28 protein-coding genes and 1 pseudogene are annotated in these 26,576 nt (G+C 71.5%); 11 read left to right on the forward strand and 18 right to left on the reverse strand.

Translation table 11 applies throughout. The features are described 5' to 3' along the window. Positions 1-3: 3 nt before the first annotated feature. The 7 genes from SSP29_RS43630 to SSP29_RS43660 all read right to left on the reverse strand — a co-directional run bounded on the left by SSP29_RS43630 (position 4) and on the right by SSP29_RS43660 (position 4,866). Positions 4-1,104: a hypothetical protein gene (locus SSP29_RS43630; RefSeq protein ID WP_089106509.1), complete on the reverse strand. Its 1,101-nt coding sequence runs from the start codon at positions 1,102-1,104 to the stop codon at positions 4-6. 37 nt (positions 1,105-1,141) lie between these two features. Then, a complete protein-coding gene (locus tag SSP29_RS43635) occupies positions 1,142-1,333 on the reverse strand; it encodes a hypothetical protein (RefSeq protein ID WP_089106510.1) in 192 nt (63 codons plus the stop codon). A 10-nt stretch (positions 1,334-1,343) separates the two neighbouring features. Then, a complete protein-coding gene (locus SSP29_RS43640) occupies positions 1,344-2,168 on the reverse strand; it encodes a hypothetical protein (RefSeq protein ID WP_145969024.1) in 825 nt (274 codons plus the stop codon). 268 nt (positions 2,169-2,436) lie between these two features. Next, complete coding sequence (locus SSP29_RS43645) at positions 2,437-2,739, reverse strand: hypothetical protein (protein WP_145969025.1); 303 nt, start codon at positions 2,737-2,739, stop codon at positions 2,437-2,439. Positions 2,740-2,992: 253 nt separating this feature from the next. Then, a complete protein-coding gene (locus SSP29_RS43650) occupies positions 2,993-3,811 on the reverse strand; it encodes an SDR family NAD(P)-dependent oxidoreductase (RefSeq protein ID WP_089106513.1) in 819 nt (272 codons plus the stop codon). Positions 3,812-3,899: 88 nt separating this feature from the next. Next, entirely contained in the window at positions 3,900-4,103 is a 204-nt protein-coding gene (locus SSP29_RS43655; RefSeq protein WP_089106514.1) for a hypothetical protein, read from the reverse strand. Positions 4,104-4,344: 241 nt separating this feature from the next. Continuing rightward, positions 4,345-4,866, reverse strand: a complete 522-nt coding sequence (locus tag SSP29_RS43660; RefSeq protein WP_089106515.1) for a MarR family winged helix-turn-helix transcriptional regulator — start codon at positions 4,864-4,866, stop codon at positions 4,345-4,347. Positions 4,867-5,047: 181 nt separating this feature from the next. On the opposite strand from SSP29_RS43660, the gene SSP29_RS59235 reads away from it, so the two are divergent. Together SSP29_RS59235 and SSP29_RS43675 are read left to right on the forward strand one after the other, a co-directional pair. After that, a complete protein-coding gene (locus SSP29_RS59235) occupies positions 5,048-5,767 on the forward strand; it encodes a DUF6461 domain-containing protein (RefSeq protein WP_150136080.1) in 720 nt (239 codons plus the stop codon). A 588-nt stretch (positions 5,768-6,355) separates the two neighbouring features. Next, a complete protein-coding gene (locus tag SSP29_RS43675) occupies positions 6,356-6,835 on the forward strand; it encodes a hypothetical protein (RefSeq protein ID WP_150136081.1) in 480 nt (159 codons plus the stop codon). A 281-nt stretch (positions 6,836-7,116) separates the two neighbouring features. Here the strand turns inward: SSP29_RS43675 and SSP29_RS43680 are convergent, their stop codons facing one another. After that, a complete protein-coding gene (locus tag SSP29_RS43680; RefSeq protein ID WP_089106517.1) occupies positions 7,117-7,911 on the reverse strand; it encodes a pectate lyase in 795 nt (264 codons plus the stop codon). A 409-nt stretch (positions 7,912-8,320) separates the two neighbouring features. On the opposite strand from SSP29_RS43680, the gene SSP29_RS43685 reads away from it, so the two are divergent. Next, positions 8,321-9,643 carry an SGNH/GDSL hydrolase family protein gene (locus SSP29_RS43685; RefSeq protein WP_089106518.1) on the forward strand — a complete coding sequence of 441 codons (1,323 nt, stop codon included), beginning with the start codon at positions 8,321-8,323 and terminating at the stop codon, positions 9,641-9,643. 49 nt (positions 9,644-9,692) lie between these two features. On the opposite strand, the gene SSP29_RS43690 is transcribed toward SSP29_RS43685, so the two are convergent. Together SSP29_RS43690 and SSP29_RS43695 are read right to left on the reverse strand one after the other, a co-directional pair. Next, complete coding sequence (locus tag SSP29_RS43690) at positions 9,693-10,136, reverse strand: cupin domain-containing protein (protein WP_089106519.1); 444 nt, start codon at positions 10,134-10,136, stop codon at positions 9,693-9,695. A gap of 136 nt (positions 10,137-10,272) precedes the next feature. Further along, positions 10,273-11,760 (reverse strand): PucR family transcriptional regulator, encoded by a 1,488-nt coding sequence (locus tag SSP29_RS43695; protein ID WP_245883527.1) that lies wholly within the window; start codon positions 11,758-11,760, stop codon positions 10,273-10,275. Between the two features lie 151 nt (positions 11,761-11,911). On the opposite strand from SSP29_RS43695, the gene speB reads away from it, so the two are divergent. The 4 genes from speB to SSP29_RS57590 are packed head-to-tail and all read left to right on the forward strand — an operon-like array spanning position 11,912 to position 15,514. Beyond that, complete coding sequence (gene speB / locus SSP29_RS43700; protein WP_089106521.1) at positions 11,912-12,880, forward strand: agmatinase; 969 nt, start codon at positions 11,912-11,914, stop codon at positions 12,878-12,880. Beyond that, the gene (locus SSP29_RS43705; RefSeq protein ID WP_089106522.1) at positions 12,877-14,445 is read left to right on the forward strand and encodes a purine-cytosine permease family protein; all 1,569 of its coding nucleotides are present in this window, start codon (positions 12,877-12,879) and stop codon (positions 14,443-14,445) included. The genes speB and SSP29_RS43705 overlap by 4 nt, the downstream gene beginning before the upstream one ends. Positions 14,446-14,450: 5 nt before the next feature. Then, entirely contained in the window at positions 14,451-15,104 is a 654-nt protein-coding gene (locus SSP29_RS43710; RefSeq protein WP_089106523.1) for a cyclase family protein, read from the forward strand. Further along, complete coding sequence (locus tag SSP29_RS57590) at positions 15,101-15,514, forward strand: YybH family protein (RefSeq protein WP_089106524.1); 414 nt, start codon at positions 15,101-15,103, stop codon at positions 15,512-15,514. The genes SSP29_RS43710 and SSP29_RS57590 overlap by 4 nt, the downstream gene beginning before the upstream one ends. Positions 15,515-15,643: 129 nt before the next feature. On the opposite strand, the gene SSP29_RS43720 is transcribed toward SSP29_RS57590, so the two are convergent. Continuing rightward, entirely contained in the window at positions 15,644-16,996 is a 1,353-nt protein-coding gene (locus SSP29_RS43720; RefSeq protein WP_089106525.1) for a nucleobase:cation symporter-2 family protein, read from the reverse strand. 120 nt (positions 16,997-17,116) lie between these two features. Then, positions 17,117-18,460: an FAD-dependent oxidoreductase gene (locus SSP29_RS43725; protein ID WP_089106526.1), complete on the reverse strand. Its 1,344-nt coding sequence runs from the start codon at positions 18,458-18,460 to the stop codon at positions 17,117-17,119. Between the two features lie 186 nt (positions 18,461-18,646). Here SSP29_RS43725 and SSP29_RS43730 point away from each other — a divergent pair, with 186 nt between their 5' ends. Further along, a complete protein-coding gene (locus SSP29_RS43730) occupies positions 18,647-19,132 on the forward strand; it encodes a DUF6214 family protein (RefSeq protein ID WP_089106527.1) in 486 nt (161 codons plus the stop codon). Here the strand turns inward: SSP29_RS43730 and SSP29_RS43735 are convergent, their stop codons facing one another. The 5 genes from SSP29_RS43735 to SSP29_RS43755 form a co-directional block, all read right to left on the reverse strand. Then, a complete protein-coding gene (locus SSP29_RS43735) occupies positions 19,133-19,831 on the reverse strand; it encodes a TetR/AcrR family transcriptional regulator (RefSeq protein WP_089106528.1) in 699 nt (232 codons plus the stop codon). Between the two features lie 136 nt (positions 19,832-19,967). Further along, on the reverse strand, positions 19,968-20,690 hold the full coding sequence (locus tag SSP29_RS43740; protein WP_089106529.1) for an HAD family hydrolase: 723 nt from the start codon (positions 20,688-20,690) through the stop codon (positions 19,968-19,970). A gap of 40 nt (positions 20,691-20,730) precedes the next feature. Further along, entirely contained in the window at positions 20,731-21,402 is a 672-nt protein-coding gene (locus tag SSP29_RS43745) for a phosphatase PAP2 family protein (RefSeq protein ID WP_089106530.1), read from the reverse strand. 56 nt (positions 21,403-21,458) lie between these two features. Further along, positions 21,459-22,394: a M56 family metallopeptidase gene (locus SSP29_RS43750; protein WP_089106554.1), complete on the reverse strand. Its 936-nt coding sequence runs from the start codon at positions 22,392-22,394 to the stop codon at positions 21,459-21,461. Positions 22,395-22,489: 95 nt separating this feature from the next. Beyond that, positions 22,490-23,032 (reverse strand): DUF5134 domain-containing protein, encoded by a 543-nt coding sequence (locus SSP29_RS43755; RefSeq protein ID WP_089106531.1) that lies wholly within the window; start codon positions 23,030-23,032, stop codon positions 22,490-22,492. 164 nt (positions 23,033-23,196) lie between these two features. Here SSP29_RS43755 and SSP29_RS43760 point away from each other — a divergent pair, with 164 nt between their 5' ends. Both SSP29_RS43760 and SSP29_RS43765 read left to right on the forward strand, forming a co-directional pair. After that, complete coding sequence (locus tag SSP29_RS43760; RefSeq protein ID WP_089106532.1) at positions 23,197-24,855, forward strand: FUSC family protein; 1,659 nt, start codon at positions 23,197-23,199, stop codon at positions 24,853-24,855. Beyond that, positions 24,852-25,436 (forward strand): MarR family winged helix-turn-helix transcriptional regulator, encoded by a 585-nt coding sequence (locus tag SSP29_RS43765; RefSeq protein ID WP_089106533.1) that lies wholly within the window; start codon positions 24,852-24,854, stop codon positions 25,434-25,436. The genes SSP29_RS43760 and SSP29_RS43765 overlap by 4 nt, the downstream gene beginning before the upstream one ends. Before the next feature lie 124 nt (positions 25,437-25,560). On the opposite strand, the pseudogene SSP29_RS57595 reads toward SSP29_RS43765, so the two are convergent. After that, a pseudogene (locus SSP29_RS57595) lies at positions 25,561-25,644 on the reverse strand (VOC family protein); the annotation flags it as partial. A gap of 31 nt (positions 25,645-25,675) precedes the next feature. Here SSP29_RS57595 and SSP29_RS43775 point away from each other — a divergent pair. Further along, a partial coding sequence (locus SSP29_RS43775; RefSeq protein WP_145969026.1) for a recombinase family protein occupies positions 25,676-26,576 on the forward strand: 901 nt, incomplete at its 3' end.

Below are 26,576 nucleotides of genomic sequence, written 5' to 3' on the forward strand. Positions count from 1 at the left end.
TTCCTAGTCGAACTTCAAGGTGATCGAGATCCGGTGAACGGCGCCGGCGTACTCGACCGCGGCCAGCACCTGGACGAGCCGCTGGACCTCGGCGGCGTGGATCGCGGCCGCCTCGGCGGCGCTGAGCGTGGCGGGATCCTTGTCCAGGAGCGTGAGGACCGGGACGACCACCTCGAAGCTGTTGAGCACGTCCGCGTCGAGCAGCGGCGTGAGGATCGCCTCCATCTGGGCGACCAGTGCGCGCAGTCCCGACCTGCTGATCCGCACGTTCCCGATCGAGTGGATGAGCTGCGCCTTGAGCCTGAACGAGAGGTCGTCCACCATCCGGACGATGTCCATGTACCTCTTACCGCCACCGGGATCTCCGGTGTAGCCCTCGCCCATGTAGACGCCGTTGCCGGGGATGAGCGCCGGGCTGGTCAGCCAGTTGACGCCCTTGCCCGCCGGTCCCGAGTCGTCCGTCTCGGTGCCGTTCAGCGTCTCGATCTCGGCCGGCGTGAACGGCGGGCTGACGATGTTCACCGGCTTGAGCAGCAGTGACACGGACGGTTCGTATCCGGCGATGGTGCCGGCGACGGCGGCCGCCGCGTCCTGTGTGCTCTTGTGCGCGATGTAGACCATGCGCTCGTTGGTCAGGATGTCGTCCGCCTTGGCGACGCCGCTCTCCAGCATCGCGACGCCCATCCGCTCCAGGCCGTCGGCCCCCGTGTTGGACACGGCCGTGACATGGGCGGACAGCAGGTCGATCGGGCCGCCCGCGACCTTCGTGTCCTTGTTGAGCGGGGTGTTCGCCAGCATGACGAGTTGCACGTTCAGGCCCGCTACGACCTCCAGTGCGCCCGCCCAGTCGGGTGCGTCCGCGGTGACGGGGACGCCGTAGACGAGCGTCGGGCCGGGCGTCTGACGGAACGCGAGGTCGATCGAGTCGGCCAGTTCGCCGGGGAAGGTCTTGTGCGCATCGTCCGGGCCGGTGAACGGCACGGGCACGGGCGGCTTGGTGACCGCGGTGGTCACCCGGCCGATGACAGCGATGTTGCCGAACGCGCGGACGGCCGGTGCGAAGAGATTGACGAGCGGCTTAACCCGGACATACCGAACGGCCATCAGGGTCCTCCTCCATGTCGGGCTCGGTCGAGCCGGATCAGTGGTACTTGCGAACGAGCCGGTCGCGCAGGCGCTGCCATGCCTCGGGCGTGAGCGGTTCGGGCGTGAGCGGTTCGAAGACCGGCTGGTCCCCGACCGGGTCCCCGGCCGTGTTCGGGATCCCGGCCGTGGCCTCCGGTGCCAGGCCGGGTTCGGCCGCACCTGACCGGACGGGCTTGCGTGCTGTCATCGCGCGCTCCTCATGTCACGGGTACGAAAAGGCAGACGACACCCTCGGCGGCGTAGAGGCGCTCGACGTCGGCGGCGGCAAGGCCGTCGGGCAGGCCGTCCGCCGGGACGACGACGGCCGTCGCGTACGCCTCGGTGACCTCGGTCGGGATACCGGCGGGGGCTGATCCGGTCAGCCGCCGCGCGGCCTCCCGCACCAGCCGGGTGGCGCGCAGCCCCGCCGTCAGGTCGAAGGGATCGACGATCACGGCGGCGAGAGTGACCGGCAGCAGGTGGGTGTTGGCCGGGTCGTCGGGGTCGAAGGCGGCGGGCGTGCGCAGGCGTACCTCGGTCACCACGTAGTCGAACGCGTCCCGCAGTTCGTCCACCGTGCTGATGTCGTGCTCGGCGAGAAACGCGTCGAGATCGAAGAAGGCGAACCGCGCCCTGAACTCGTCGAACGACGTGAAGTCGTCGAAACCCCGGGACAGCACCGCCTCCGCGCCGGCCGGGTCCACCTCCGCGACCACCGTGACGTCGATCCCGGCGAGCAGGTCGGTCCAGACCGGCTCGGCCGGGGCGGGCACGGTCAGGCTCACCTCGGTGCGGGAGTAAGAGGGCACGAGCTGCGACCACGCCCCGTCCTGCCGCCCGGTGAGGAACAGCGGCCGCTGCAGGGCGACCTCGCGCACCCGCGCGGAGCTGACCGTGTCGACCCGGGCGGCCGACAGGTCGTAGGTCGCGGCCAGCATGGTGCGGACCCGCTGCTCGCCCGAGGCATCGGTGGGCGACAACAACGCACCCAGAGCGGCGGGATCGCTCAACGCGAGCAACGCCCTGTCCCTGAACGCCGTCATGCTTCCCCCAGACCTTCGGTGACCGCTGTCGCCCGAGCCCGGCGAGATACCCGCGCCCAGCCGGCGACGGTTACGTTCGCAGGAGCGCCGTTACGGGGGCGTCACCTCTGTGTCAGCGGAACGGTCCCGCGCTCCGACGGAGCGGAACCGGACGGCGCCGCCCGTGGGCAGGGAACGCCCCCGGGTTCTGGAGCGGTGATCACTCAGCCGGTCTCGGCAGATGGCGACACCCGCCCGGCGACTTCACGACTGCGGATCCGGGTTGCTGTCACCTGGTGTCGCGTGCGCGGAAGTAGCGACGTCCCGTGCGGAGGGTGAAGACCAGCACCGTGGCCGCGAGCACGAAGTTGAGCGCGTCAATGATCTCGACGACGGAGTGGGGTGCGTGCAACATTCCTGGCACCTTGGTGCCGATCATCCCAAGCCCCATGAGAAGGGGGAACCATGCCCAGAGGAAGCGCAGCCCCTGGTCGAGGCCCTCTGTCTGCCGGACCCGGGTACGGTCCCACCACCGGCTGACGAGGCTTCCGAGAACGAGCAGGCACCCCATCGCGACTACGGACCAGTCCATGAACCGCAGCATCACAGCTCCCTTGACCGGCAGGATCTTCCTCCTGTGGATGACGTCGCACAAGGGCTCGTCCGAGGTGATCCAGGGCCGGTCGAGCCCGCCCCGCACATCCGGCACAGGTCTGCATGAGCGGGCAGTGGGCGCATGGTGCGGCCCCTCGAAGAGTGGCTCGGACGGCGGAACAGCAGAACCCGCGCGCAGATCGGCCTGTTGGGAACCGTGAGCATGCGGGTTCGGGCTTGGGGATGCGGCGTCAGGCGCCGGTGAGATCGCGGGAGGCGTCCATGAGGTGCTGGGTGGTCATGGCGTTCAGGGCGATCGGGGTGCGCTGTTCGAAGCGGCCCGGCTTGTCCCAGTAGGAGGGGGTGTGCCAGTCGTCGTGCTGGACGGCTTCGACGACGTTGTGTGCGGAGGTGTCGACGGAGTCGAGGACGAGCGGTCCGAGGATCTTCATGCCGGCCCGCATGTACCAGGGGGCGATGCGCATGATGTCGGTCTTGGCGGAGCCCGCGTTGACGACGCCGGCGGCGAGGCCGGGTTCGGCGCGGGTGAGGTGGCCGGCGTAGTGGTGGTTGGCGAGCTGGATCGGCTTGCGGTCGCGACCGAAGGCGAAGGGGGTGAACTCGGGGAACCGGGCGAAGTCGGTCTCGTCGGCCGGTGGGATCGCGGCGGTCATCATCAGGACGACCGGCCGTCCGGCCTGGCGCAGGGCGGGCAGGAGGAGCTGGGTGAGGTGGTAGCGGCTGAGGTAGTTGACCGCGAAGAACGGGTGGAGCCCGTCGGCCGTACGGCTCTCCTCGAAGGTGAACACGCCGGTGGTGTGGACGAGGGCGTCGATGTGGTCGTGCTGGGCGAGGACGCGTCGGGCGGCGTCGCGGACACCGCCGTGGGTGGACAGGTCTGCGGCGAGGAAGCAGGCCCGGTCGGCGGCGGTGCCGAAGGAGGCGAGGGCGGCCTCGCCCTTGCGCGGGTCGCGGCCCAGCAGGACGAGCCGGTGGCCATGGACCAGGAGGTCGCGGGCGGCCTGGAGGCCGATGCCGCTGTTGCCGCCGGCGATGAGGATGGTCTTCATGATGCTCCGGGAGAGAAGAGGGAGAGGACGGGCGGCCGTCGACCGGTGGCATCGCGCCTGTGGGCCGCCCGTCGTCGGTGTGCTGAGCTCAGGCGCCGATCATGAGGTTGATGGCCACGTTGGCCGCGTAGATGCCGTCGTCGGCGAGGGTGTGGTGCAGGTTGATCGCGAAGTTGCGCCGGCCTGCCTGGGCGATGTTGACGGTGGCGAGCATCGGGTACGGGTCGATCGCGCCGGCGCCGGTGGTGAACAGCAGGGTGCGGGATTCGGCCTTGAGTATCCCGGGCAGCACCGTCTGGACGGCGGCGACCGCACCGTAGAGGAGGCCTCGGTGAGATCGGCGACCAGGGCGTCGAGCCTGTCCTTGGTGCGGGAGATCAGGGCGACGTCGAAGCCATGGCCTCCGGAGGTCTTGGCGATGGACAGGCCCAGGCCCGGTCCGGCTCCGGCAATGGCGATGGTGGGCATGCGAAAACTCCTCGGGAGCGTGGTCCCGGCCGGTCGTCCGGGTACATGCGCGGGGTATGCGGGGGTCAGTCCCGGTCGGCCGACGGGGTGGTGCCGGGCCAGTCGGCGGGCAGCGGTGCTTGGAGGGCGGCGAGCATGCGCTGGGAGATGGCACCGAGCTGACGCTGCTGCGCTTTGGTCAGCGGGTCGAAGATCAGCTGACGCACCGCATCGACATGGCCGGGGGCTGCGGCGACAACCTTGTCCATGCCGTCGTCGGTGAGGGTGGCCAGGGTGACGCGACCGTCCGCGGGGTCGGGGTGCCGCCGCATCCAGCCGCGCTTCTCCAGCCGGATCACCACGTTGGACAGCCGGGAGAGCGTGCACCCGGCGTACTGGGCCAGATCACTCATCCGCAGGGTGCGGTCCGGCGCCATCGACAGCGAGGACATCACCACGTAGTCGAACTGCGCGATGCCCGCGTCCCGCTGCATCCGCGCCTCCAGCGCGGCCGGCAGTTGGGTCAGTACGTAGGCGAATGCGTACCACTGCTGTTGCTGGTCGGCATCGAGCCAGCGCGGATCAGCGGTCTCCCGTTCCTCTTCCATGCCCCCAACATACTCCAAGCTTGGAGTGTATCGCCAGGCCATTTACTTTTAGCTTGAAGTGACCGGACGCTGAATTCACTACAACCTTGAAGTTGCCGACCGCGGTCGCCCGGGGCCGCTTCGGCCGGCACCCCTTCCTCGGTGCCACCTCGTGTCAGTGGCGGCTGGCAACATGCACGGTGTGACCACAGCCACTGCAGCCGACTACGGCTGGATACGCTCCTCCTCATCACCGTTCCGCTATCCGCTGGAGATCGGGTACACCCTGGCTCTGGTGCGGGGAGTCTCCCCTGCGGAGCTGCTCACCTTGGCGGGAGCCGAGCCGAGGGGCGTGTGTGAAGGGCTCGACGAACTGATCGAGCGACACCAGACGCTCCTCGACGAATCCGATGCCTGGGACGACTGTGTCCTTGCGGGAGCGTGCACTGTCCCGAGTGAGGAAGGGGATTGGACCCTCGCCCTGGCCCTCGGCGGGGATCTGGGGTCGCCCGGCTTCATGGGAACCCTTTCTGCCGGGAGCCGTGTTGTCTCTCATTCGAGTAACGGAGGGAAGCCCATGGACTTCTTCCACTGGTACGAGAACGGGGAGTTGCGCACCAGCTTCGAATGGCCCACGGTCAGAACCGGCAGCACTCCGGACGAGCTCAATGCCGTGATGCGGGAGGTCGGTCTGGGCCTCACGGACGAAGACGCCTCCAACGTCGATCGTAAGGCTGCAGTGTTCGCACTGACCGAGCGCCTGACAGGAGTCCGGGTCACCGAGGAGCTGCTGATGCTGGCCGAGTATCGGGCAGCCGAGGTGCCCGAGGAGCCTGCCGAGGAGTGGGAGGGCATCATCATCGACATCACGGATGCCTACGGTGAGCGGACTTACGTGCATGTCCGAAAGGATCAACTGTGACAGGTTGCGCTGAGCGCCGGCGGTAGTGGGCGTTGGCCCCGAGCCGGCGGAGCAAGGCGAGTATCTGCTTGCCCAGAGCGAGAGCGACGCGGGCCTCTCGGTGGGCGCGGCCGCCCACGCGGCCCGCGATGAACGCGTCCAGGGCTGCGGGACAGCACCCGCGCAGCAGCCGGCGGAACTGGTTGGCGACCTGCCGCCGGTCCCGGATCGCGTCTGCTGAGCGCGCGCGGGGAGTACGGCGACGGCACGCACGGCGGGCGCGGACCGGGGTGGGCGCTGGGCGAGCATGATCTGGCTCGGCTCGACGGCGAGTGCCGTCTGCGGTGGCTCGTAGCCGACCCCCGGCTGGTCGTCGTAGTCGGCCGGCCTCTGCCTGGCACAGCCCGCCTGCACAACCTCGCGCTCGCCGGATGAGACCGCCAAGGTGGGCATCCCCGATGCCGACCGCGTCGAGTCAGTTGCCCAGTGCCGGACAGCCTTCAGGGGACTGCGTTGCCAACGCGAGTCGGTCTCGCCGGTGGCTCCGAAGTCTGCCTCTGCGGCGAGAGCCACTGGTGCCGTTGCAGTGGTTGGGACAAGCTGCCGCACATGGACTGGATGTCGCTTCTCTCCACACTGACCGGTGCTGTGATCGGGATCGCGGCCACTCTGATTGCCGATCGCAACCGGTGGCGGCGTGAGGGGCTCAGGCATGCGCTGGAAGTACGGCGTGAGGCATACACGGAGTTCGCGTCCGCCCTCAAAGCGGCGGGTGAAGAGATGCGCGCCGTCGCCCTGGGCGATCACATGTCCGATTCGGTGCGTGATGCGGCCGTGCGGGAGGCCGTCCGTGGCTCCGGCCTCTATACGGCAAGTGAACGCCTTTGGCTCGTGGGCCTGCCGCAGGTCGTAGCGGCGGGGAACGAGGCGTTTCATGGCCTGCGCGCGATACGCGACGCTTACGCTCGGGGCGTGGCAGTGGGCTCCGCCGAGGAAGCACGCCTCATAGGAGTGCGGCGCTCGGCCATGGCGCAGATGCGTCGCCTCATGCGTGAGGATCTGGGCATCGGGCCGCTCGGGATCGAGTGATCGTCGCTGTCCCGGTGAACGGCACTGCCAAGTTAGCCCCGATGCCAAGCTTCCGCCGGCCGCGGCGGGAACCTCTCGACAGCGACCGGCGGTTACGGCATCCATGAGAGCGTGAACGACAGATTCCACTCGTGCCCCCGGCAGGATGCGAACCTGCGCACACGGCTCCGGAACCCGTATCCGCACCCATCGGGACGACCCCGCCCGCGAGTTGCGCGTGGCCGGGGGAGCCGGTGGGGCCGCCGTCGCCCGGTGGAAGGCGGCGGCCCCACGGCCTCTGCTCACTTGTACGTGATGTCCGAGCTCGCGTACTTGCAGTACGTCCCGTCGGGCCCGCTCCCGTTCGTCGGCGGCTCCGCGCCCGTGTTGTTGCCGATGTACTTCTGGCAGGGCACGATCTTCTTGCTGCTGTCCCCGACGATCGTGATGTTCTTCAGCGTCGCGCTGTCGCCGTAGTTGGTGTTGATTCCGACCAGCGCGCTGCCCTTGTACGTCGCCTCGATGGTGTTCAGGTTGATGGTGCGCTTGTACTGCGTGGAGCAGTTGCCGCACGAGCGGACCAGCTTGCCGAAGTTCTGCACCGCGAAGTTGGACACGTTCAGCGTCCCGGCACCGTTGAACTGGAACACCTTGTCGCTGGCTTCCTTCGCACCGCCGCCGGAGACGGTGTACACGTTGGACGAGGAGGAGCCGCGGAAGGTGGCCGCGTCCTCGCCCACGTCCTCCCACCACACGTTCTGCAGGGTGCAACTGCCCTCGCAGTGGATGCCGTCCGCGGCGGGCGCGCCGATGATGACGTTCTTCAGGACGGTGCCGGCCGCCAGATCGAGGATCGGGTCCTGGTCCTCGCTCTGGCCGCCGGTGCCCAGGTCGCCGCTGCCGTACAGGCGCAGCATCCCGTAGTCCTTGGTGCCGGACAGCTTGATCGTCGCGGTGACGGCCTGGCTGCCGCTCGCGGTCGGCCAGGTGGCGGCGTTCGCCGAGGTTCCGGCGGTCATGATCATGCCAAATGAGAGTCCCAGGGCGGCCGTCCCGCCCAGCAGTGCGCGCACACTGCTCCGTGCTCGTGAAGTCATGTCCCGTATGCCTTCTTTCGAGTGGGGGGTCCTGCGGCGGCGCTCCGGTGATCGTGCAAGTAGATGGGAGGTGTCCATCATGCGGAACGCCGTGTGGGGGCACCCGTACGAATGTGGGCCCATCGAGGGCTGTCGGTCAGGGTGCTGAACGGAACGTAGGATGTAAGCGCTTTCTAGTCAACGCTTCGCGCAGCATCCGTTCCGGTCGCCCCGCCGTCTCGCAAAGTGGTGTGGGAGCGCTTCCATGAGTGGTCGTGTGCATGCCACCATGCCGGGAGTTCCCCGCACGACGCCGCACCGAGCCGCGCTCGGAAACACCACGACCCCCACCGCATACACGCTCAACGGCACGCCCTGCACGGTCAGTTGACGACGGTTCTGCCGCCGCCCCCTCGCCAGGAAGGTCCCCGTGAAGCCGCAGCCCAGCAGAGCGCCGCTCGCCGCGCTCCTCAGCACCTGTGTCCTCGCCCTGGCCCTGGTGGTGACCGCCACGGCCGTCACCGCGCTGGTCCGGGGTCCCGGCCAGGTCGCCTCGGCCACCCGCCAGGGCAGCCACTGGGTGAACACCTGGACCGCGATGCCCCAGCTCACCGAGCCCGGCAATCTGCCGCCCGCGCCCTACACGGGGGAGAAGTCGGTCCTGGCCGACACCACCCTGCGCCAGACCGTGCGGGTGACCGTCGGCGCCCACCGGCTTCGGTTGCGCTTCTCCAACGCCTACGGCGACACCCCGCTCCCGCTCACCTCGGTGACCGTGGCGCTTCCGGCGGGCGGCAAGGCGGGGGCCGGCGCGATCGTGCCCGGCAGCCTGCACCGGGTGACGTTCTCCGGGCGCGCCGCCACCGTCGTACCCGTCGGGGCCCAGGTCGTCTCCGATCCCGTGGACTTCGGGCTGACCGCGGGGTCCGATCTCACGGTCACCGCGTACACCGCGCAGGGCCAGCCCGATCTGGCGCTCACCTCGCACCCGGGGTCGCGCACCACGTCGTACCTCGTCGTCGGCGACCACACCCAGGACCCGGATCTGACGGGCGCCACCGCGGTCGACCACTGGTACCTGCTGAGCGACGTCGAGGTCCTGGCGCCCGCCGCGACCCGGGCCGTGGCCGTCCTCGGCGACTCCCTCACCGACGGCCGGGGGTCCACGACCAACGGCAACGACCGCTGGCCCGACCAGTTCTTCGACCGTCTGCAGTCCCGGGCCGGCACCTCGGGCATCGCCGTGCTCAACCAGGCGGCCGGCGGCAACCGTGTCCTCGCGGACGGCCTCGGCCCCAATGTCCTGGCCCGGCTCGACCGTGACATCCTCTCCCGCAGCGGGGTCTCGTGGCTGATCGTCTTCGAGGGCGTCAACGATATCGGCACCGCCGCCGCCACCCCGCAGGCCCAGCAGGCCGTCGCCGACGACCTGATCGCCGCCTACCGGCAGATCGTCGTCCGCGCCCACGCCCAGGGCATCCGCGTCTACGGCGCCACCCTGCTGCCCTTCGGCGGCAACGCCTACGACGACGGGGCCGGGGTGCGGGAGGCGTCCCGGCAGCGCGTCAACGCGTGGATCCGGGGGCAGGGGCACTTCGACGCGGTGATCGATTTCGACCGGGTGGTACGGGACCCGGCCGATCCGGGCCGGCTGCGGGCCGACCTGCAGGTGGGGGACTGGCTGCACCTCAACCCGACCGGGTACGGGGCGCTGGCGGCGGCGGTGCCCGTGGGCCTGTTCCGCACCTCGTAGCCGACCTGATCCAGATGGAGAAGCATGGACGGTACGGACCCAGGAGAGGTCAGCCGGCAGGCCGCGGGGCGCGCAGGTGGGCGCGGGACCTGAGCTCGTCCTCCTCGACCAGTTCGAGCATGGGTCTGCCCGGCGCGCACATCATGGTGACCACGAACTCGGTCCTGACATCGGGGAGCGCGTTGCCGTCCTGGTAGTGGATGACGTCGCCGCCCGGCTCCCAGAAGGTGCCGCCGGCCTCGACGATGCGCTCGGGCTCGCCTTCGAGTTCGAAGCGGACCGCGCCCTTGAGGACGTAGCCGAACGCCGGGCCGGAGTGGCGGTGCGGCGGGGTTCCGGGATCGCCGGGCTCCCACTCGACGTGGATGGTCATCGCGGACGCGCCCTCGGGGACGGTGATCGGGGCCGCGTCCTGGAGCACCTTCACCGCCCGGGTCCAGCTCGGACCTTCCGCGTCGTTCCCGGGGTGCGCGTGCTGTGGGTTCTCCGACACTGAGCCGTCCCTTCCGTGTCAGGTGCCGAGCGTGATCGACTGTACGTGGGGGAGGCTCGCGACCGTTGCGTCCGCGACCGGCGAACGGCGACGTGTCGCGGAAGGCCCCGGTGCCGCGGGCCGGGGACGACCGGCGCTACGGCCCCGCGACCGCCACGCCGAGTTCGGTGGCCGCGCGCACGGCGAACCACACCTCGGTGAAGGCGGCGGTCGTCGACAGGTCCCGGCCGGTCACCTCGCCGAAACGGCGCAGCCGGTAGGCGAGGGTGTTGGGGTGGATGTGCAGGGCCGCGGCGGCGTCCTCGGTGCGGCGGTCGCGTTCCATCCAGGTGCGGACGGAGAGCAACAACTGCGACCCGTGTGCCGCGTCGTAGCGCAGGGCCTCGCCGAGGACCTGCTCGACCAGTGCGGACAGCAGCCGGCGGTCCTCGGGCAGCCAGCGCCCGGTGGCGTCCTCGCCGTAGTGGAGCAGCGGCTTGCCCGCCTCCTCCGCGCGTCCGGCCGCCCATTCCGCCTCCTGCCGGGCGACCCGCAGGGGCTCGCCGACGGCGAAGGGACGGCTCACCCCGCACACCGCGCCCGGCAGGCCGGCCAGGGCCTCGGTGAAGCCGGGTTCGGCCAGGACCAGCCGGTCCTCGCCGCGGCGCAGGGTCAGATGCGGATGGCCGGACAGCGCACCGTCCAGCTGCTCGTCCTGGGCGCGCCGGAGCACCGCGAGGACGACGGGCCGCTGCGTGTCCAGGCCGTGATGGGCCAGCCGGCGCTGGGCGCCGGCCGGGTCGAGGGTGTCCTGGAGCAGCTCGGCGAGGGTCTCCGCACCCTCGCGCCGCAGCACCTCGCGTTCCTGGCGCACCATCGCGAGCCGGAGGGCGGCGACGGTGGCCAGGTGCTGGACGACGGCCAGCCCGGCCGGGCGGGCCCCGGCCTGTTCCAGCGCGACCAGGTAGCCGGCCGCGCCGCCCGGGCCGAGGACGGGGAGCACGAAGCCGCCGGGCACGGTCGGCGGGGCGTCCGGGTCCGCCGGGAGCACCGAGAGATCCTCGGGCGCCGCGACGCCGGGCAGCAGCGGGCGTCCCTGGGGGGTGCACAGGAAGATGCGGTAGCCGCTGAGCTGCTCCAGGCGGTCGAAGAGCGCGGGGATGTCCAGGTTCTCCTCGGCCATCCAGCGCAGCGCGCCGAAGACCTGGAGCTGGGCGCCGAGCCGCTCGGCGGACTTCTCGCTGACCGCGGCCGCGACCTCCTGCGCGATGGTGACGAAGGGAACGGTGAGCGGCACCTCAAGGACCGGGAAACCGCGCTCCTCGGCCGCGTCGAGGAACGCCTGCCGCAGCGGCGGGGTCCGCAGCTGGGTGCTGAGCACCAGCGCCGCGACGCCCGCGTCGTCGAGCCGCTCCAGATAGCGTCGCTGCGCCTCGCCGCCGCGGGGCACGGCGAGGCCCACGGTCATGATCACCTCCGAGCCCTGGAGCCAGGGGGTGGGGTCCTCCAGTTCGCTGACGTGCGCCCAGGAGACCGTACGGCCCAGGCCGCCGCCGCCCGCGAGCAGGCGTATCTGCAGCGCCGGGAAGGACAGCAGGTCGCCGACGGTGAGGACGGAACGCGGCGTGGCTTTGTGGTCGGACACAAGACCACTGTAGTTCTTCGTGCCGTCAACAATTGACCGTAAGGGCCGCCCCTTCGCAGACTGAGGCATCCCCCGCTACCGGAATCACGAGCTCCGGTCCAGGGTCCGCCCACCCGGCGGTGTACGCCCAGGCTCGACAGGAAGGTGCCCCATGACGACCGAGCCCCGTGGACCCGTGGACTCCTCCCGGATCCCCCGTTACGCGGGACCCGCGACCTTCGCCCGGCTGCCGCGTCTTGACGAGGTGCCCCGCGCGGACATCGCCGTCGTCGGCGTCCCCTTCGACACCGGTGTCTCCTACCGCCCCGGCGCCCGTTTCGCCCCGGCCGCGGTGCGCGAGGCGTCCCGGCTGCTGCGCCCGTACCACCCGGCACTGGACGTGTCGCCGTTCGCGACGGTCCAGGTCGCCGACGCCGGGGACATCCCGGTGAACCCCTTCGACATCAACGAGGCGATCGAGACCGTCGAGCACGAGGCCTCCCGCCTCCAGTCCGACGGCACGAAGCTGGTCACCATCGGCGGCGACCACACCATCGCGCTGCCGCTGCTGCGCGCGGTCGCCAAGCGCCACGGACCCGTCGCCGTCCTCCACTTCGACGCCCATCTCGACACCTGGGACACCTACTTCGGCGCCGAGTACACCCACGGCACCCCGTTCCGCCGCGCCGTCGAGGAGGGCATCGTCGACACCGAGGCGCTCAGCCACGTCGGCACCCGCGGCCCCCTGTACGGCAAGCGGGACCTGGAGGAGGACCGCCGGCTCGGCTTCGGCATCGTCACCTCCTCGGACGTGCTGCGCCGCGGCGTCGACGAGACCGTGGACGCGCTGCGGCAGCGCATCGGCGACCGGCCCCTGTACGTGTCCGTCGACATCGACGTCCTCGACCCCGCCCACGCCCCCGGCACCGGGACCCCGGAGGCCGGCGGCATGACCTCGCGTGAGCTGCTGGAGATCCTGCGCGGCCTCGCCGGGCTCAACCTCGTCGGCGGCGACGTCGTCGAGGTCGCCCCCGCCTACGACCACGCCGACATCACCTCCGTCGCCGCGTCGCACGTCGCCTACGACCTGATCAGCCTGTTCACCCTGGACTCCGCCGGCCCTCGCGAGGAGCAGACATGACCACCAGCCCCCAAGCGGAGCAGCACGACGCCCCGTCGCTGACCGAGATCGAGACCTACGGCGTCGAGCGCATCCCGGACGCCGACCGCACCGCCCGGCCGCTCGACCTGTTCCGGGTCGCCTTCGGCGGCGCGAACACCTTCGCCACCTGCGTCCTGGGCGCCTTCCCGATCCTGTTCGGGCTCTCCTTCTGGCAGGGCCTGGCGGCCACCGGCCTCGGGCTCGCCGTCGGCGCGCTGATCCTCGCGCCGCTGGCCGTGTTCGGCCCGCTGAACGGCACCAACAACTCGGTGTCCTCCTCCGCCCACCTGGGCGTGCACGGCCGGGTCGTGGGCTCCTTCCTCTCCCTGCTGACCGCGGTCGCCTTCTTCTCCATCTCCGTGTGGTCCTCCGGCGACGCCCTCGTCGGCGGCGCGCACCGGATGTTCCACCTGCCGACCAACGAGGGCGTGTACGCGCTCGCGTACGGGCTGTTCGCCGCGCTGGTGCTGACGGTGTGCATCTACGGCTTCCGCTTCATGCTCTTCGTGAACAAGATCGCGGTGGCCGCCGCCTCCCTGCTCTTCGTGCTCGGCATCTTCGCGTTCGGGGGCGACTTCGACGCCGGCTACCAGGGCAGCTTCCACTCGCTGAGCACCCCCGGCTTCTGGCCGGCGTTCATCGGCTCCGCGCTGATCGTGCTCTCCAACCCGGTCTCGTTCGGGGCCTTCCTCGGCGACTGGGCCCGCTACATCCCCGCCGACACCCCGCGCCGCCGGGTCATGGGCGCCGCCTTCCTCTCCCAGATCGCGACGATCCTGCCGTTCTTCTTCGGCCTGGCGACCGCCTCGATCATCGCCGCGAAGGCGGGGAACTTCCTCGACCCGAACGCCCCGGACTACGTCGGCGGGCTGCTGGCCGTCTCGCCCTCCTGGTACTTCCTGCCGGTCTGCCTGCTCGCGCTGATCGGCGGCATGTCCACCGGCACGACCTCGCTCTACGGCACCGGTCTCGACTTCGCCAGCGTCTTCCCCAGGTTCAGCCGGGTGCAGGCCACCGTGTTCATCGGCGTCCTGTCGATCAGCTTCATCTTCGTCGGCCGGTTCGCCGCCAACCTGACCCAGTCGATCTCCACCTTCGCGACGCTGATCATCGTCTGCACCGCGCCCTGGATGGTCATCATGACCCTGGGCTTCCTCACCCGCCGCGGCTGGTACGACCCCGACTCGCTCCAGGTCTTCAACCGCCGTCAGCGGGGCGGACGTTACTGGTTCACGCACGGCTGGAACTGGCGCGGCATGAGCGCCTGGCTGGCCTCGGCCCTGCTCGCGGTCCAGTTCGTCAACCTCCCGGGCCAGTTCGTGGGCGCCCTGGGCGACCTCGCGGGCGGCGTGGACATCTCCCTGCCGGTCGGACTGGGCCTGGCCGCGGTCAGCTACCTCGCGCTGCTGTGGTTCTTCCCCGAGCCCCGTGCCGTCTTCGGCCCCGACGGCCCGCGGCTGGTGCGCGCCGTCGACACCCCGGTGCCGCCGATCACCTCCGCCGACGGAGCCCCGGTCGCGGTCCCCGAGCCTGCGGAGGTGTGAGCGGGATGCGCCTGATCGACCTGTCCGTGCCGCTGCGCACCGGCATGCCGGTCTACCCCGGCGATCCGGAGGTGGACATCCGGCCCGCGCTCACCGTGGCCCGGGACGGCGTCAACGTCCTTCAGGTGCACATGGGTTCGCAGTCCGGTACGCACGTGGACGCGCCGTCCCACATCGAGGACGGCCTGCCCGCGCTCGACCAGCTGCCGCTGGACCGCTTCGACGGCCCCGCGTATGTCGTCGACGCCCGGGGCCTTCCGCCCCGGGCGGCCATCGGGACGGACCTGCTCGCCCGGGTCCCGGCCGGCCGGATCGTGCTGATCGCCACCGGCTGGTCCGCGCACTGGGGCACCGACGCCTACCGCGGCCACCCCTATCTGACGGAGGCGGCCGCCGCCCTTCTCGTCGCCCGCGGCGTGTACACCGTCGGCATCGACGCCCTCAGCGTCGACCCGACCCCCGGCGAGACCCTGCCCGCGCACCGCATCCTGTGCGGCGCCGACGCCGTCATCGCCGAGAACCTCACCAACCTCGCCGAGGTACTGGACGCCCAGCACACCGGCCACGACATCCACGTCAGCCTCTTCCCCCTGCACCTGCCCGGCGCGGACGGCGCACCCGTCCGCGCCGTGGCCCGGATCTCGGAGCCGAAGCCTTGAGCAACGACCACGACACCGTCCTCGCGGCGGCGGACGCACTGATCGCCGCCTTCGCAGAGGGCCGCACCGACGACTACTTCGACGCCTTCGCCGCCGACGCCACGTTCGTCTTCCACACCGCCGACCGGCGCCTGGACTCCACCCAGGAGTACCGCGCCCTGTGGCAGAAGTGGAGCGAGGAGGACGCCTTCCGCGTCCTGTCCTGCGACTCGAACGACCGCCGCCTCCAACTCCTCGGCGACACGGCCGTGTTCACCCACTCGGTGACCACCCGGATCTCCACCACGGCCGGAGAAGAGGTTCTCCACGAGCGCGAGACCATCGTCTTCCACCGCGTCGCCGGCGAGGACTGGCGGGCGGTCCACGAGCACCTGTCCACCGACCCCTCCACCGCGGCCGCGCCCGCCTGATCGCAGGCCCCACCCAAGCGAGTCCGCCGCGGTCCGGCAGCGCCCCGAAGGGGCGCGGGGAACTGCGCGACCAGCCACCACGGCGCCGCACACGATCGACGACATGACGCGGCACCCCCAGCGGAGCGCCTAGGCGGACTCCGCTCCGCTGGGGACCGCCCCCGGAGCCGAATCCGCCCGTGCGGGCAGGTGGTTGAAGAGCAGGTTCAGGACGATCGCCGTCAGGCAGCCCGCGCTGATACCGCTGTTCATCACCGTCTGGAACCAGTCCGGGAACTTCTCGTAGACCGTCGGCACGCCCACCGGCAGCATGCCGACCGCCACCGAGACGGCCACCACCGTCAGGTTGTTGTTGCCGTGGAAGTCGACGGCCGCCAGGGTCCGCAGGCCGCTCGCCGCGACCGTGCCGAACATCACCAGACCCGCGCCGCCCAGCACCGGGGCCGGAATCGCCGCGACCACGGCGCCCAGCTTGGGCAGCAGACCGAGCAGCACCAGGATGCCGCCCGCCGCCGCGACCACCCAGCGGCTGCGCACCCGGGTCATCCCGACCAGGCCCACGTTCTGCGCGAACGCCGTGTACGGGAAGGTGTTGAAGACACCGCCGAGGACGGTCGAGAGGCCGTCGGCGCGCAGACCGTCGGCGAGCGAGCGCGGCTCGACCCTGCGGCCGGTCAGCTCGCCGACCGCGATCAGGTCACCCGTCGTCTCGGTCATCGTGACCAGAGCCACCACCAGCATCGAGACGATCGCCGAGGCCTTGAACGTCGGCGTTCCGAAGTGGAACGGCGTGCTGATGCCGAGCCAGTCCGCGTCCCCGACCCCGCTGAAGTCCGTGAACCCGAAGGGCACCGCCACCGCCAGGCCCACCGCGATGCCGACCAGGACCGCGATCCGGGCGAGGTAGGCGGGCGCGAACCGCTGTACGCCGAGCACCACCGCGAGGACGAAGGCCGCCAGCGCCAGGTTCTTCGGCTCCCCGAAGTCCTTCGCACCGGCGCCGCCCGCCGCCCAGTTGCCCGCGACCGGCAGCAGGGAGACACCGATGATCAGGATCACCGTGCCGGTGACCAGCGGCGGGAAGAAGCGCAGCAGCCTTCCGAAGACGGGCGCGAGCAGCATGATCGCCAGGCCCGCCACGATCACCGAGCCGTAGATCGCGGGGAGTCCGCCGCCCGTCGTACCGATGAGGACCATCGGCGAGACCGCCGCGAAGGTGCAGCCCTGCATGATCGGCAGCCGCACGCCGAAGCGCCAGAAGCCGACGCACTGGATGAGCGTCGCGATGCCGCACACCAGCAGGTCGGCGGTGATCAGATACGCCAGGTCGGCGGGCGACAGCTTCATCGCGCCGCCCACGATCAGCGGAACGGCGACCGCGCCCGCGTACATCGCGAGCACGTGCTGGAGGCCGAACGCGGCCAACTGCCGTACGGGTGGGACCTCGTCTACGGGATGGACGGAGGCGCTGGTGGTGGCCATGAGGACTCCAGAGCGGGGACGACATCCGGACAGCACGAGACGGTAAGCGGCTTGAACAGTTTGTTGATTTCCGGCTCGTTGCCGCTACGTGTCATGCCCACCTGATCGCGCGTGACTCCGCTACGACCCCGACCGCGCCGCCGTCAGCAGGGAGTTCCAGTCGGCCAGCTTGACCACGCTCCGGCCGAGCCGGGCGCCGAGCGCCGCCTCGGCCCGCTCGATCGCCTGCCATCCCGTCCACGGGACCGGCTCGATGCCCGCCGAGCGCAGCGCGGCCACCGGGTCCTCCGGCACCTCCCTGCGCAGCAGCGCGGGCGCGTCCGCCAGGAGGGAGGTCACCGTCTCCTTGGCGTCGGGCCGGTTGGTGCCGATGACGCCGGTCGGGCCGCGCTTGATCCAGCCGGCCACGTAGTCGCCGGGGGTGGTGAAACACCCACGCAGGACACGGCCGGACTCGTGGGGCACGGTCCCGGTCTCCTCGTCGAACGGCAGCCCGTCCAGCGGCACTCCGCGATAGCCCACCGAACGCAGCACCAACTGCGCCTCGACGGTCTCGTACTGCCCGGTGCCCCGCACCCTGCCGCGTGCGTCGAGTTCCGTGCGCTCGAAGAGCACCGCGCCCACCCGCCCGCCGTCGGCGAGGATTTCGACCGGGCGGAGGAAGAAACGCAGCCAGATGCTGCGCTCCGCACCCCGGGCGCCGGCACCACCCCAGCCGCGCAGCACCTCCACGTTGCGGCGCTGGGCGGCGGGCAGCGCGGAGGGATCGGCGAAGGCCGGGTCGAGCGCCAACTCATCCGGATCCAGAAGGACTTCGGTGCCCGGCAGACCGCCGAGCTCGCGCAGCTCCTTGGTGGTGAAGCGGGCCTGGGACGGGCCGCGCCGGCCCACCACGTGGACGTCTCTTATCCGGCTCGCCCCCAGCGCGGCCAGCGCCTCCTGCGGCATGTCGGTCGGGCTCAGCTCCGCCACGCCCCGGGCCAGCATCCGGGCCACGTCCACCGCGACGTTGCCGACCCCGATGACCACCGCCGACCGGGCGTCCCGCACGAACCCGGCGTCGATCGCGTCCGGATGCGCGCTGTACCAGGACACGAACTCGGTCGCCGACCAGCTGCCCGGCAGCTCCTCGCCGGGAACCCCGAGCCGCTGGTCGGTGGCGGCGCCCACGCAGTACACCACCGCGTGGTACAGCTCGCGCAGCCGCTCCACCGGCAGCCCGCCCCTGCCCCCGACCCGGACCCCGCCGAGGAACCGCACCCGCTCGTGCTCGAGAACGGTGCGCAGATTCCCCTGCAGTGACTTGATCTTCTCGTGGTCGGGGGCGACGCCGTACCGCACCAGTCCGTACGGGCACGGCAACCGGTCCAGTACGTCCACGAGCACGGTGGGATCGAGCTGGACGAGGTTCTGGGCGGTGTAGCACCCGCTCGGCCCGGAGCCGACGACGGCGACACGCAACACAGGGGGACTCCTTGCCCGAGGGGCTGGTGATTCCAGCATCCCACCGGCCCGGCCGCCCCGACAGGGGCCGCTGGGGTGACGCGGACGCGTGTCCGTGAACCTGGAGTGTGATCATGGGGTTACGTTGCGTATGTGCTAGAAGCATCGTTTCTTAATCTTTCCGATCGGCGCGCGGAGGACGGCACGGTGTCCGTGACGCCCGCCTGGGAGGTGCAGGAGCACGCGGGAGCCACCTCGTGGTTCCAGGTCCGGCTGGCCTTCGAGGACGGCGCGCGGGTCGACGCGCTCGCCGTGGTGGCCGCGGGGCAGGTCTCCATCGAGGACGTCAAGGCGTGGCCCGCGCTCTCCCTGGCCGATCTGACGGTGCTCGCCGACTGGATCGAGGAGCCGCTGTGCCGGGCCTGCGGCATGGAGTCGTACGCGGACGAGGAGCCCGAGGCGGCGGACGGCGGCGGTGAGTCCGGCGGCGCGCGGCACGCCCGGCCCGCCTGGCCGCGGGGCATCGAGGGGAGGTGGCTGGTCGCCAGGGAGTACCGGGCCGCACAGGAGGGGGGTTTTGACCCGGTCCTCGCGGTGATGTGCGCGACCGGGCACAGCCGCCGGTGGTCGCTCCGGCTCATCGCCCAGGCGCGTGACGCGGGCTTCCTGACGCCCCGTCACGCCCGCCGCTGACTAACCGGGTTCGGATCCGGGTTCGGATCCGGGGCCGGATCCCGGACCGGTCCGGTCCTCGGTCGCGAAGAACCGGGACAGGTCCTGCCGCTCGGCCGCCGGCGCGGACTCCGGAGGCAGGCCCAGCTCCCGTTCGAGCCCGTAGCGCTCGAACAGTTCCGCCCGCAGCGCCGGGATCGGCATCGGTACGCCGGGCACCAGCGCCGCGTACACCGCGCCCATCAGCATGGCGCGCAGCATGGGGTAGTCGACCTCGACGTGGTGCGAGCCGTACTGGGCGACGGTGTCGCCCAGCAGCTCCGCCAGCCGGCGCTGCTCGGGGCACTGCACGAAGCCCTCGCCCTGGAGCAGGCCCGCCATGTGCTGGCGCATCAGCACCGGCCGGTCGTGCGCGAGCCCCAGGATCGCGTCGATGGCCCGGGCCAGCCGCTCCCGCCCGTCCTCGGTGTGCGGCTCGTGCTCCAGCGCCTCCTCCAGCGTGCGGTGCATCAGCCGGTGCACGGCGGACTGCACCAGCTGGCGCTTGCCGGGGAAGTAGTACGACACCAGACCGCGCGCCGACCCCGCCCGGTCCGCGATGGCGCCCAGCGTGGTCGCTTCGAAGCCGTGCTCGTCGACCAGCTCCACCGCGGCCTGCAGCAGCCGCTCACGGGAACGTCTGCGCAATTCTTCATTGACCGAGGGGCTGCGCGGGGACATGCTGGAACTCCTGCGTTGACTGGCTGCCAGCCAACTATAATCGACGCAGTGGGCACCGCCCTGCGCGGGTCCTGTTCAGGGCTGCCGTCCGTCCGGGGCGACACGGGGGAGCGTCTCGGGCGGACGGCGCGACAGGTCAGGCCTGGGTGGGCGTGGCCGGTCGGCGGGCCGCGCCCACCAGGTCCAGGACCGGCAGCAGCGCGTCCGGCCGTTCGGCCACCGGCAGATGGTCCACGAAGTGCACCCGGCAGCCGAGCGCCGCCGCCCCGCCGTCGGCCGGCCTGCTGTCCCCGACCATCACCGTCTCGCCCGGCTCGGCCCCGAGCGCATCGAGGGCCACCGTGAAGAGCCGCGGATCCGGCTTCTGGACACCGTGTTCGTACGACAGGACGTAGGCGTCCACGTAGGCGTCCAGCCCGTGCTCGCGGAAGACCGGGCGCAGGTCCCAGCCGATGTTGCTGACCACACCGACCCCGATCCCGTGCTCGCGCAGCGTGCGCAGCACCGGGGCGGCGTCCGGGTACGGCGTCCAGGCCCGCGGGGTCATGTGCCGCTCGTACAGCGCGTCGTGCAGGGCCGGGTCAGGCAGCGCCACCTGCCGGGACAGGCCGGTGTACGCGGCCCGGTGCAGCTCCGCGCTCTCGTCCCGCACCGCCCACACCCCGGACAGTTCCTCGGGCAGCGCGACCGGAAAGGCCCCGCCGGGCTGCGCCCCGGCCACCTCCAGCGCTCGCGCCGCCCGCGCCAACTCGGTTTCGGCCAGCGGTACTTCGGCCTCGGCGAGCACTGCCCGCAGCCAGGATTCGGTGGACTCGATACGGAACAGGGTCCCGGAGAAGTCGAAGAGCACGGCAGTCATGTGCCGGACTCTACCGACGGCCGGGCGCGGCGCGGGCGGGCTACGGGCGAGGACGCCCCCGGGCGCCGCGCTCCCCCTCGTACACCAGCACCGCCAGCGCCACCACCAGGGCCCCGAGCAGCCAGCCGCCGAGCACGTCCGAGGGCCAGTGGACGCCGAGCCACACCCGGGTCAGGCCCACGCCCACGACCGAGAGCCCGGCCGCGACCAGGGCGGTGCGCCATATCGCGCGTCCGGCGCCGCAGCGGTGCAGCAACCACAGCAGCAGGCCGCAGACCACCGTGGCCGTCATGGTGTGCCCGGAGGGGAACGCGGCGTAGCGGGCGGAGTCGACCGGGTCGGGCCACACCGGGCGCGGGCGGCCGACGGCGGCCTTGAGGCACTGCTGGGCGACCGTCCCGAGCGCACAGGTCAGGGTCAGCCACAGGGCGGTCCGCCACGCCGAGTGCCGCCACACCAGCCACACCGCGACCGCCGCGCACAGCAGGCGCATGGTCAGCGGGTCCCAGACCCAGTCCGTGAGAACGCGCAGCACCTGCGTGGTGCCGTGGTCCGCCACGGCCCAGCGGTGGGTGGCGCCGGCGATGTCCTCGTCCACCGCGACCAGGGGAGGCCACTCGCCGGCGACGAGGGCGAGCAGCAGCGCCGAGGAGAGGGCGAGAACGGCGGTCGTCAGAAGCGGGGCAGGGCGGTCGCTGGGTGGGGGGCGCATGACGTGATCTTTGCCGAATCATTGCCCGCACGGCAATTCCTCCGACGGGTTCGGCTTTACCCGAGGGCGCGCAGGCTCGGTACGAGCGCCACCAGCACCGGGATCACCGGGACCAGGGCGGCCGCCGCGGTCAGCCGCAGCCGGTGCCGGGCGGGGAGGCGGTCCGGGGCGGTGAGCAACCGGTTCACCCGCTGCGGGACATGGGCCTGCGGGGCCGGTCTCGGGCCGAACACGCCCCGGTCCTCGTTGAGTTCGACCAGGGCGAGCGCGGTGGTGAGGCGGCCGTGGCGCCGGGAGGCCATGTCGTCGGCGGCCAGTTCGACCAGCCGGTGCATCTCGGCGCGGAACGCGGCGAACACCGGGATCTGCGGGAACCCGCCCGCCAGCGCGGCCGAGCAGTGCAGCAGCCAGTCGTGCCGGGCCTGCGCGTGGCCCTGCTCATGGGCGAGGACCGCGTCCAGTCGACGCCCCTTGAGCCGGCGCAACGCGGCCGTGGTGACGACGAGTTGGGGTGCCGCGCCCGGCAGCCACCAGGCCTCGGGGCGGTCGCCCTCCAGTACGACGAGTCGGCCGTCGGCCGGTTCCTCGCCGGGCAACAGGGGTGCGCGGGCCAGAAGTTCGGCCCGTCGCCGGCTGCGTCCGGACCTGGCCCGCGCGATCTCCCGCACCAGCATCGCCCCGCTCCACAGCCCGGCGCAGGCGAGGGCCACCGCGGTCGCGGCCGCCCACGGGCCGTTGGTACCGAGGGCGTAGGCGTCCACCACCCCGCTCGGGGCGGTCGCGAACACCTGCCCGCGCACCGCCTGCCAGGCCGCCGCGGCGCTCAGCGTCATCGACAGCGCGCAGCACAGCAGGACGGCCGCCACCACGCACTGCCACACCCACAGCGCGACCACCGGCTCCTGGTCCGTCCAGTCGGCCCGGGCGAGCAGCCGGGGGCCGACCACGGCGGTCAGGGCGCCTAGCAGCAACAGTGCCACGGGGACCATCATGGCCAGCACCCTATGAGCGGGGGACCGTTCACGGGTACAGGCCATTACGCCAAAGTGACGCAGGCAACGTTTGCGCCACGCGTGCCGTCACTCCCTCACAGCGCCAGCAGCATCGCCACCATGCCGATCCCCATCGAAAGCCTGCACGCCCGCGCCAGTTCGGGCCGGTCGCCCCACCTGACCGTTCCCGTACCGGCGGCCACCGCGACCGGGACGAGCCGTGCGCCGGACAGCAGTACGTAGCCGGTGAAGTAGAGGAGTAACGGCCCTGTCACCAGCGGGACTCCGGCGCCGACGTGGTGGTGGGCGCCGGGGGAGGCCGCCATCGCCACCGCCATGTAGACCATCGCCGCCGTCCCCACCAGATGGTGCAGGTGGTGCGGGCTGCTGCGGCCGCTCCACAGGGCGCGCAGCGCGGCCGCGCCGAACACCGCCGCGTACAGCGGCCACGCCCACCCCGGTGGGGTGAACACCGTCGCCGGCACGGCCATGACGGCCATGCCGAACCCCATCAGCGCCTCGCCGCCCGCGGCGCGCCGCTGCTCCTCGACACTGCTGCGCATCCGCAGCAGACAGTAGGCCCCGGTCGCCGCGCACAGCGCGACCAGCAGCCAGCCGGGCGAAGCCGGTCCGTGCACGGCGCACCTCCCCGCTCGACGTCGTGTCGAGGGATGCGATGCCCCGGCCGCACGGCGCGCACGCGAGCGCGCGGATGTACACGGGGAGCATTCGCCGGAGCACAGCACGTGACCAGGGCTGTTCGAAAGTGCTTTACGAGTAAAACACGTGCTAAATTGATGATATGACCACCGCGACCCCCACGACCACCCGCCGTCTGCCCCTCGTCGGAGTGCTGCGCCTCGGCCGGCCCTCCGACATCTGGTTCAAGCCCGCCTTCAGCGTGGTAGCCGCGGTCGCCCCGCCCAACCTGACCCTGCTGGCCCTCGGCCGTCTCGACCTGGCGATGTACACGATGGCCGGATCGCTGTGCGCCCTCTACGGCCACAACCGCCCCTACCCCGCCCGCGCCCGCACCCTGGCCCGGGTGATCCTCGGCATGGTCGGCGGCCTCGCCCTCGCCCTGGTCGCCGCCTCGCTCACCACGAACGCGGTCGTCCTGGTCACCGTCGGCGCGCTGATGGCCGCCGTCCAGAAGGTCCTCTGCGACGCCACCCGCGTCGGCCCGCCCGGGAACGTGGTCCTCACCTTCATCAGCTCCGCCTCCCTGTTCGCCCCGCAGACCCTCGGCCAGGTCCCCGGCCACGTCGGCCTCGCCCTGGCGGCGGGCGCCTGGGCCTGGCTGGTCGGCATGGCCCCCGGGCTGCTGCGCCCGCACGGCCCCGAACGCCGGGCCACCGCCCACGCCCTGAACGCCACCGCGGCCTACGCCGACACCCGCGGCACCGCAGAGGGCCACGACCGCACCCGCGCGGCCGCGGCCGCCGCCGTACAGGCCGCCTGGCAGTCCCTGCTCGCCACCGGCACCCGCACCGACCGCACCCGGCGCGCCCTCGAACACCTCGTCGTCCGTGCCGAGGTCGCCCTCGCCGCCCCCGCCGACACCGACCCGCGGCTGCTCCGCGGCTGGGCCCGTGACCTGCGCGGCACCGGACGCGTCCCGCGGGTGGCCGGGGCCGACGACGAACTCCTCGGCGTCGACGCCGAACGCGCCCTACCGCAGCGCCCGTTGTGGCGCCGGCTCGGCCCGCTCACCCCCCTCGCCGCCCGCACCGCGCTCGGCTGCGCCCTCGCCGGCTACGCCTCCCTCGCCCTCGGCGTCGGCCGCCCCTACTGGGCGCTGGTCACCGCCGCCTCCCTCTACCAGGCCAACGTCACCCTCACCTGGAGCCGGGGCGTCCAGCGCGTCGTCGGCAACCTCCTGGGCGTCCTCGTCTTCGCCGCCGTCGTACCGCTCGCCCATCTCCACCCGGCCGCCCTGGTGCTGTGCTGCCTCGCCTTCAACTTCGGCGCCGAGGCGCTGATCGGCCGCAACTACTGGCTCGGCAGCGTCTGCGTCACCCCGATGGCCCTGCTCATCACCGAGTTCGCCCGTACCCAGGACGCCGGGCAGCTGGTCACCGAGCGGGTCGTGGACACCCTGGTCGGCGCGCTCGTCGGCTTCGCCGTCGCCGTCGTCGTCACCAACCGCCGGGCCGGCGACCGCATCGAACACGCCCTGACCGCCGTCGAACGGGCCCGCGAACAGGCCGCCCGCCTGCTCGCCGAGCCGCAGCCGGTCCCGCGCGCCCTGGAGGCCGCCCGGCGCACCCTGTCCGCCGCCCTGGCCGAGCTGCGCGCCACGGCGGACGCCGCGTCCGGCGAGTGGTGGCAACGCGCACTGCCCCAGGAGCGGGTCGTGCAAGCCGAGCAGTGCGGACACCGTACGCTCGCCGCGACGGTACGACGCCAGGGAGCGCACTCCTGGGACGGCGCGAGGACAACGGAGGACGTACGGCCATGACGGCGACCAACGGACGACCGACGGCCGGGAGCGACGCGGGAAGGGGCACGGGCGAGGACGCGGGCAGGAGTGCGGGCAGGGACGACACGGTCGCGGCCGTCGTCCGGCAGTGGCGGAGCGTCCACCCCGCGCTGGACACCGGGCCCATGGAGGTCATCGGCCGGATCAACCGCTGCGCCGCCCTGCTCCAGCAGGCCGAGGACGCCCCGCTGCGCCGGGCCGGCCTCAGCCGCCCCGAGTTCGATCTGCTCGGCGCGCTCCGCCGCACCGGCCACGAACTGACCCCGAGCGAGCTGGCCAAGGAGACCTTCTCCTCCGGCGCCGCCGTCACCAAACGCCTCAAGCAGCTCACCGAGCGAGGTCTGGTCGAGCGGCGCGGAGACGCCCGTGACCGCAGGGTCGCCCACCTCCGCCTCACCGACGCGGGCCGCGAACTCGTCGACGGCCTGCTGCCCGAACAACTCGCCTACGAGACCGCCGTGCTGTCCGTCCTCGCCCCCGAGGACCAGGGCGAACTGGCGGGCCTCCTCGCGGAGTTGCTGGGCCGACTGGAGGGGAGGATGGGCGCGCTGCGGGCCTGACCGCCGGCTCGGCCCCCGGCACCCGGTTCGGCAGCGCCCCCGAAGGGGCGCGGGGAACTGCGCGACCAGCCACGACGGCGCCGCAGTCGACTGACGGCATATCGCAGCACCTCCAGCGGAGTGCTTAGATCCCCGGCCGGTAACGCAAGGGGTGGTCGGCCGGTACCTCCACCAGCACGATCCTGATCCCGTCCGGATCTCCAGACCACTGTGACTCAGTTATTAGGCATACTGACCGCATGACTGTTCTGTTGGGGAGCGAACAGCTCGAAGCGCTGTCTGCCATCAGGCTCAGTGTCCGCACGGATGAAACCACGTCGCCAACGCGCCAGCGTGAGGCGAATGGGCGGTCCGCTCGTGCCATGAACGCGAGGATCGTCGGCGAAGCGGAGGATCTGGACGTCTCGGCATCCCGGACGACACCGTTCGAAAGGCCGGAGCTGGGGAAGTGGCTGGCGGAGCCGTCGCGGTTCGACGTGATCTTGTGGTGGAGACTCGACCGGGCCGTCCGGTCGATGGCCGACATGCACGAGTTGGCCAAGTGGGCGCGCACATACCGGAAGATGCTCGTGTTCGCGGAAGGCCCAGGGGGGATGCTGACGCTCGATTTCCGCAATCCCCTGGACCCCATTGCGGAAATCATGGTCACGCTTTTGGCTTTTGCGGCGCAGATGGAGGCCCAAGCCATCCGCGAACGTGTTACGGGGGCGTCGGAAGCTATTCGAGGAATGGCCCTGAGGTGGCGCGGAGCTCGACCGCCCTATCCCTACACGCCGGCGCCCATGCCTGACGGGGCGGGTAAGACACTAGTGCCCGACCCGGATGCGGTGAAGGTAGTGGAGCGCATCATTCGTGCTCTCGTAGAAGACGAAAATGCGAGTCCTACCTCCATTGCGATCTCTCTAAATAGCGAGGACCCGCCGGTTCCTAGTCCCCGGGATCATTGGGCCATCAAACAGGGCCGAGAGACAGGCGGGAGGACCGGAGGGAAGGCGTATGAACGAGGGTCCACAGTGCAGCGATTCAAGTGGAGCGCGTCCACCATCAATGCACTCCTTCGATCGCCGGCGCTCATGGGCCAGAAGGTTCACGGTGGCGTGCCCGTCCGCGACGGCTCAGGGCGTCCTGTCCTGGCCTCTG

It is taken from the genome of Streptomyces hyaluromycini, assembly GCF_002217755.1.
GTDB classification, from domain to species: domain Bacteria; phylum Actinomycetota; class Actinomycetes; order Streptomycetales; family Streptomycetaceae; genus Streptomyces; species Streptomyces hyaluromycini.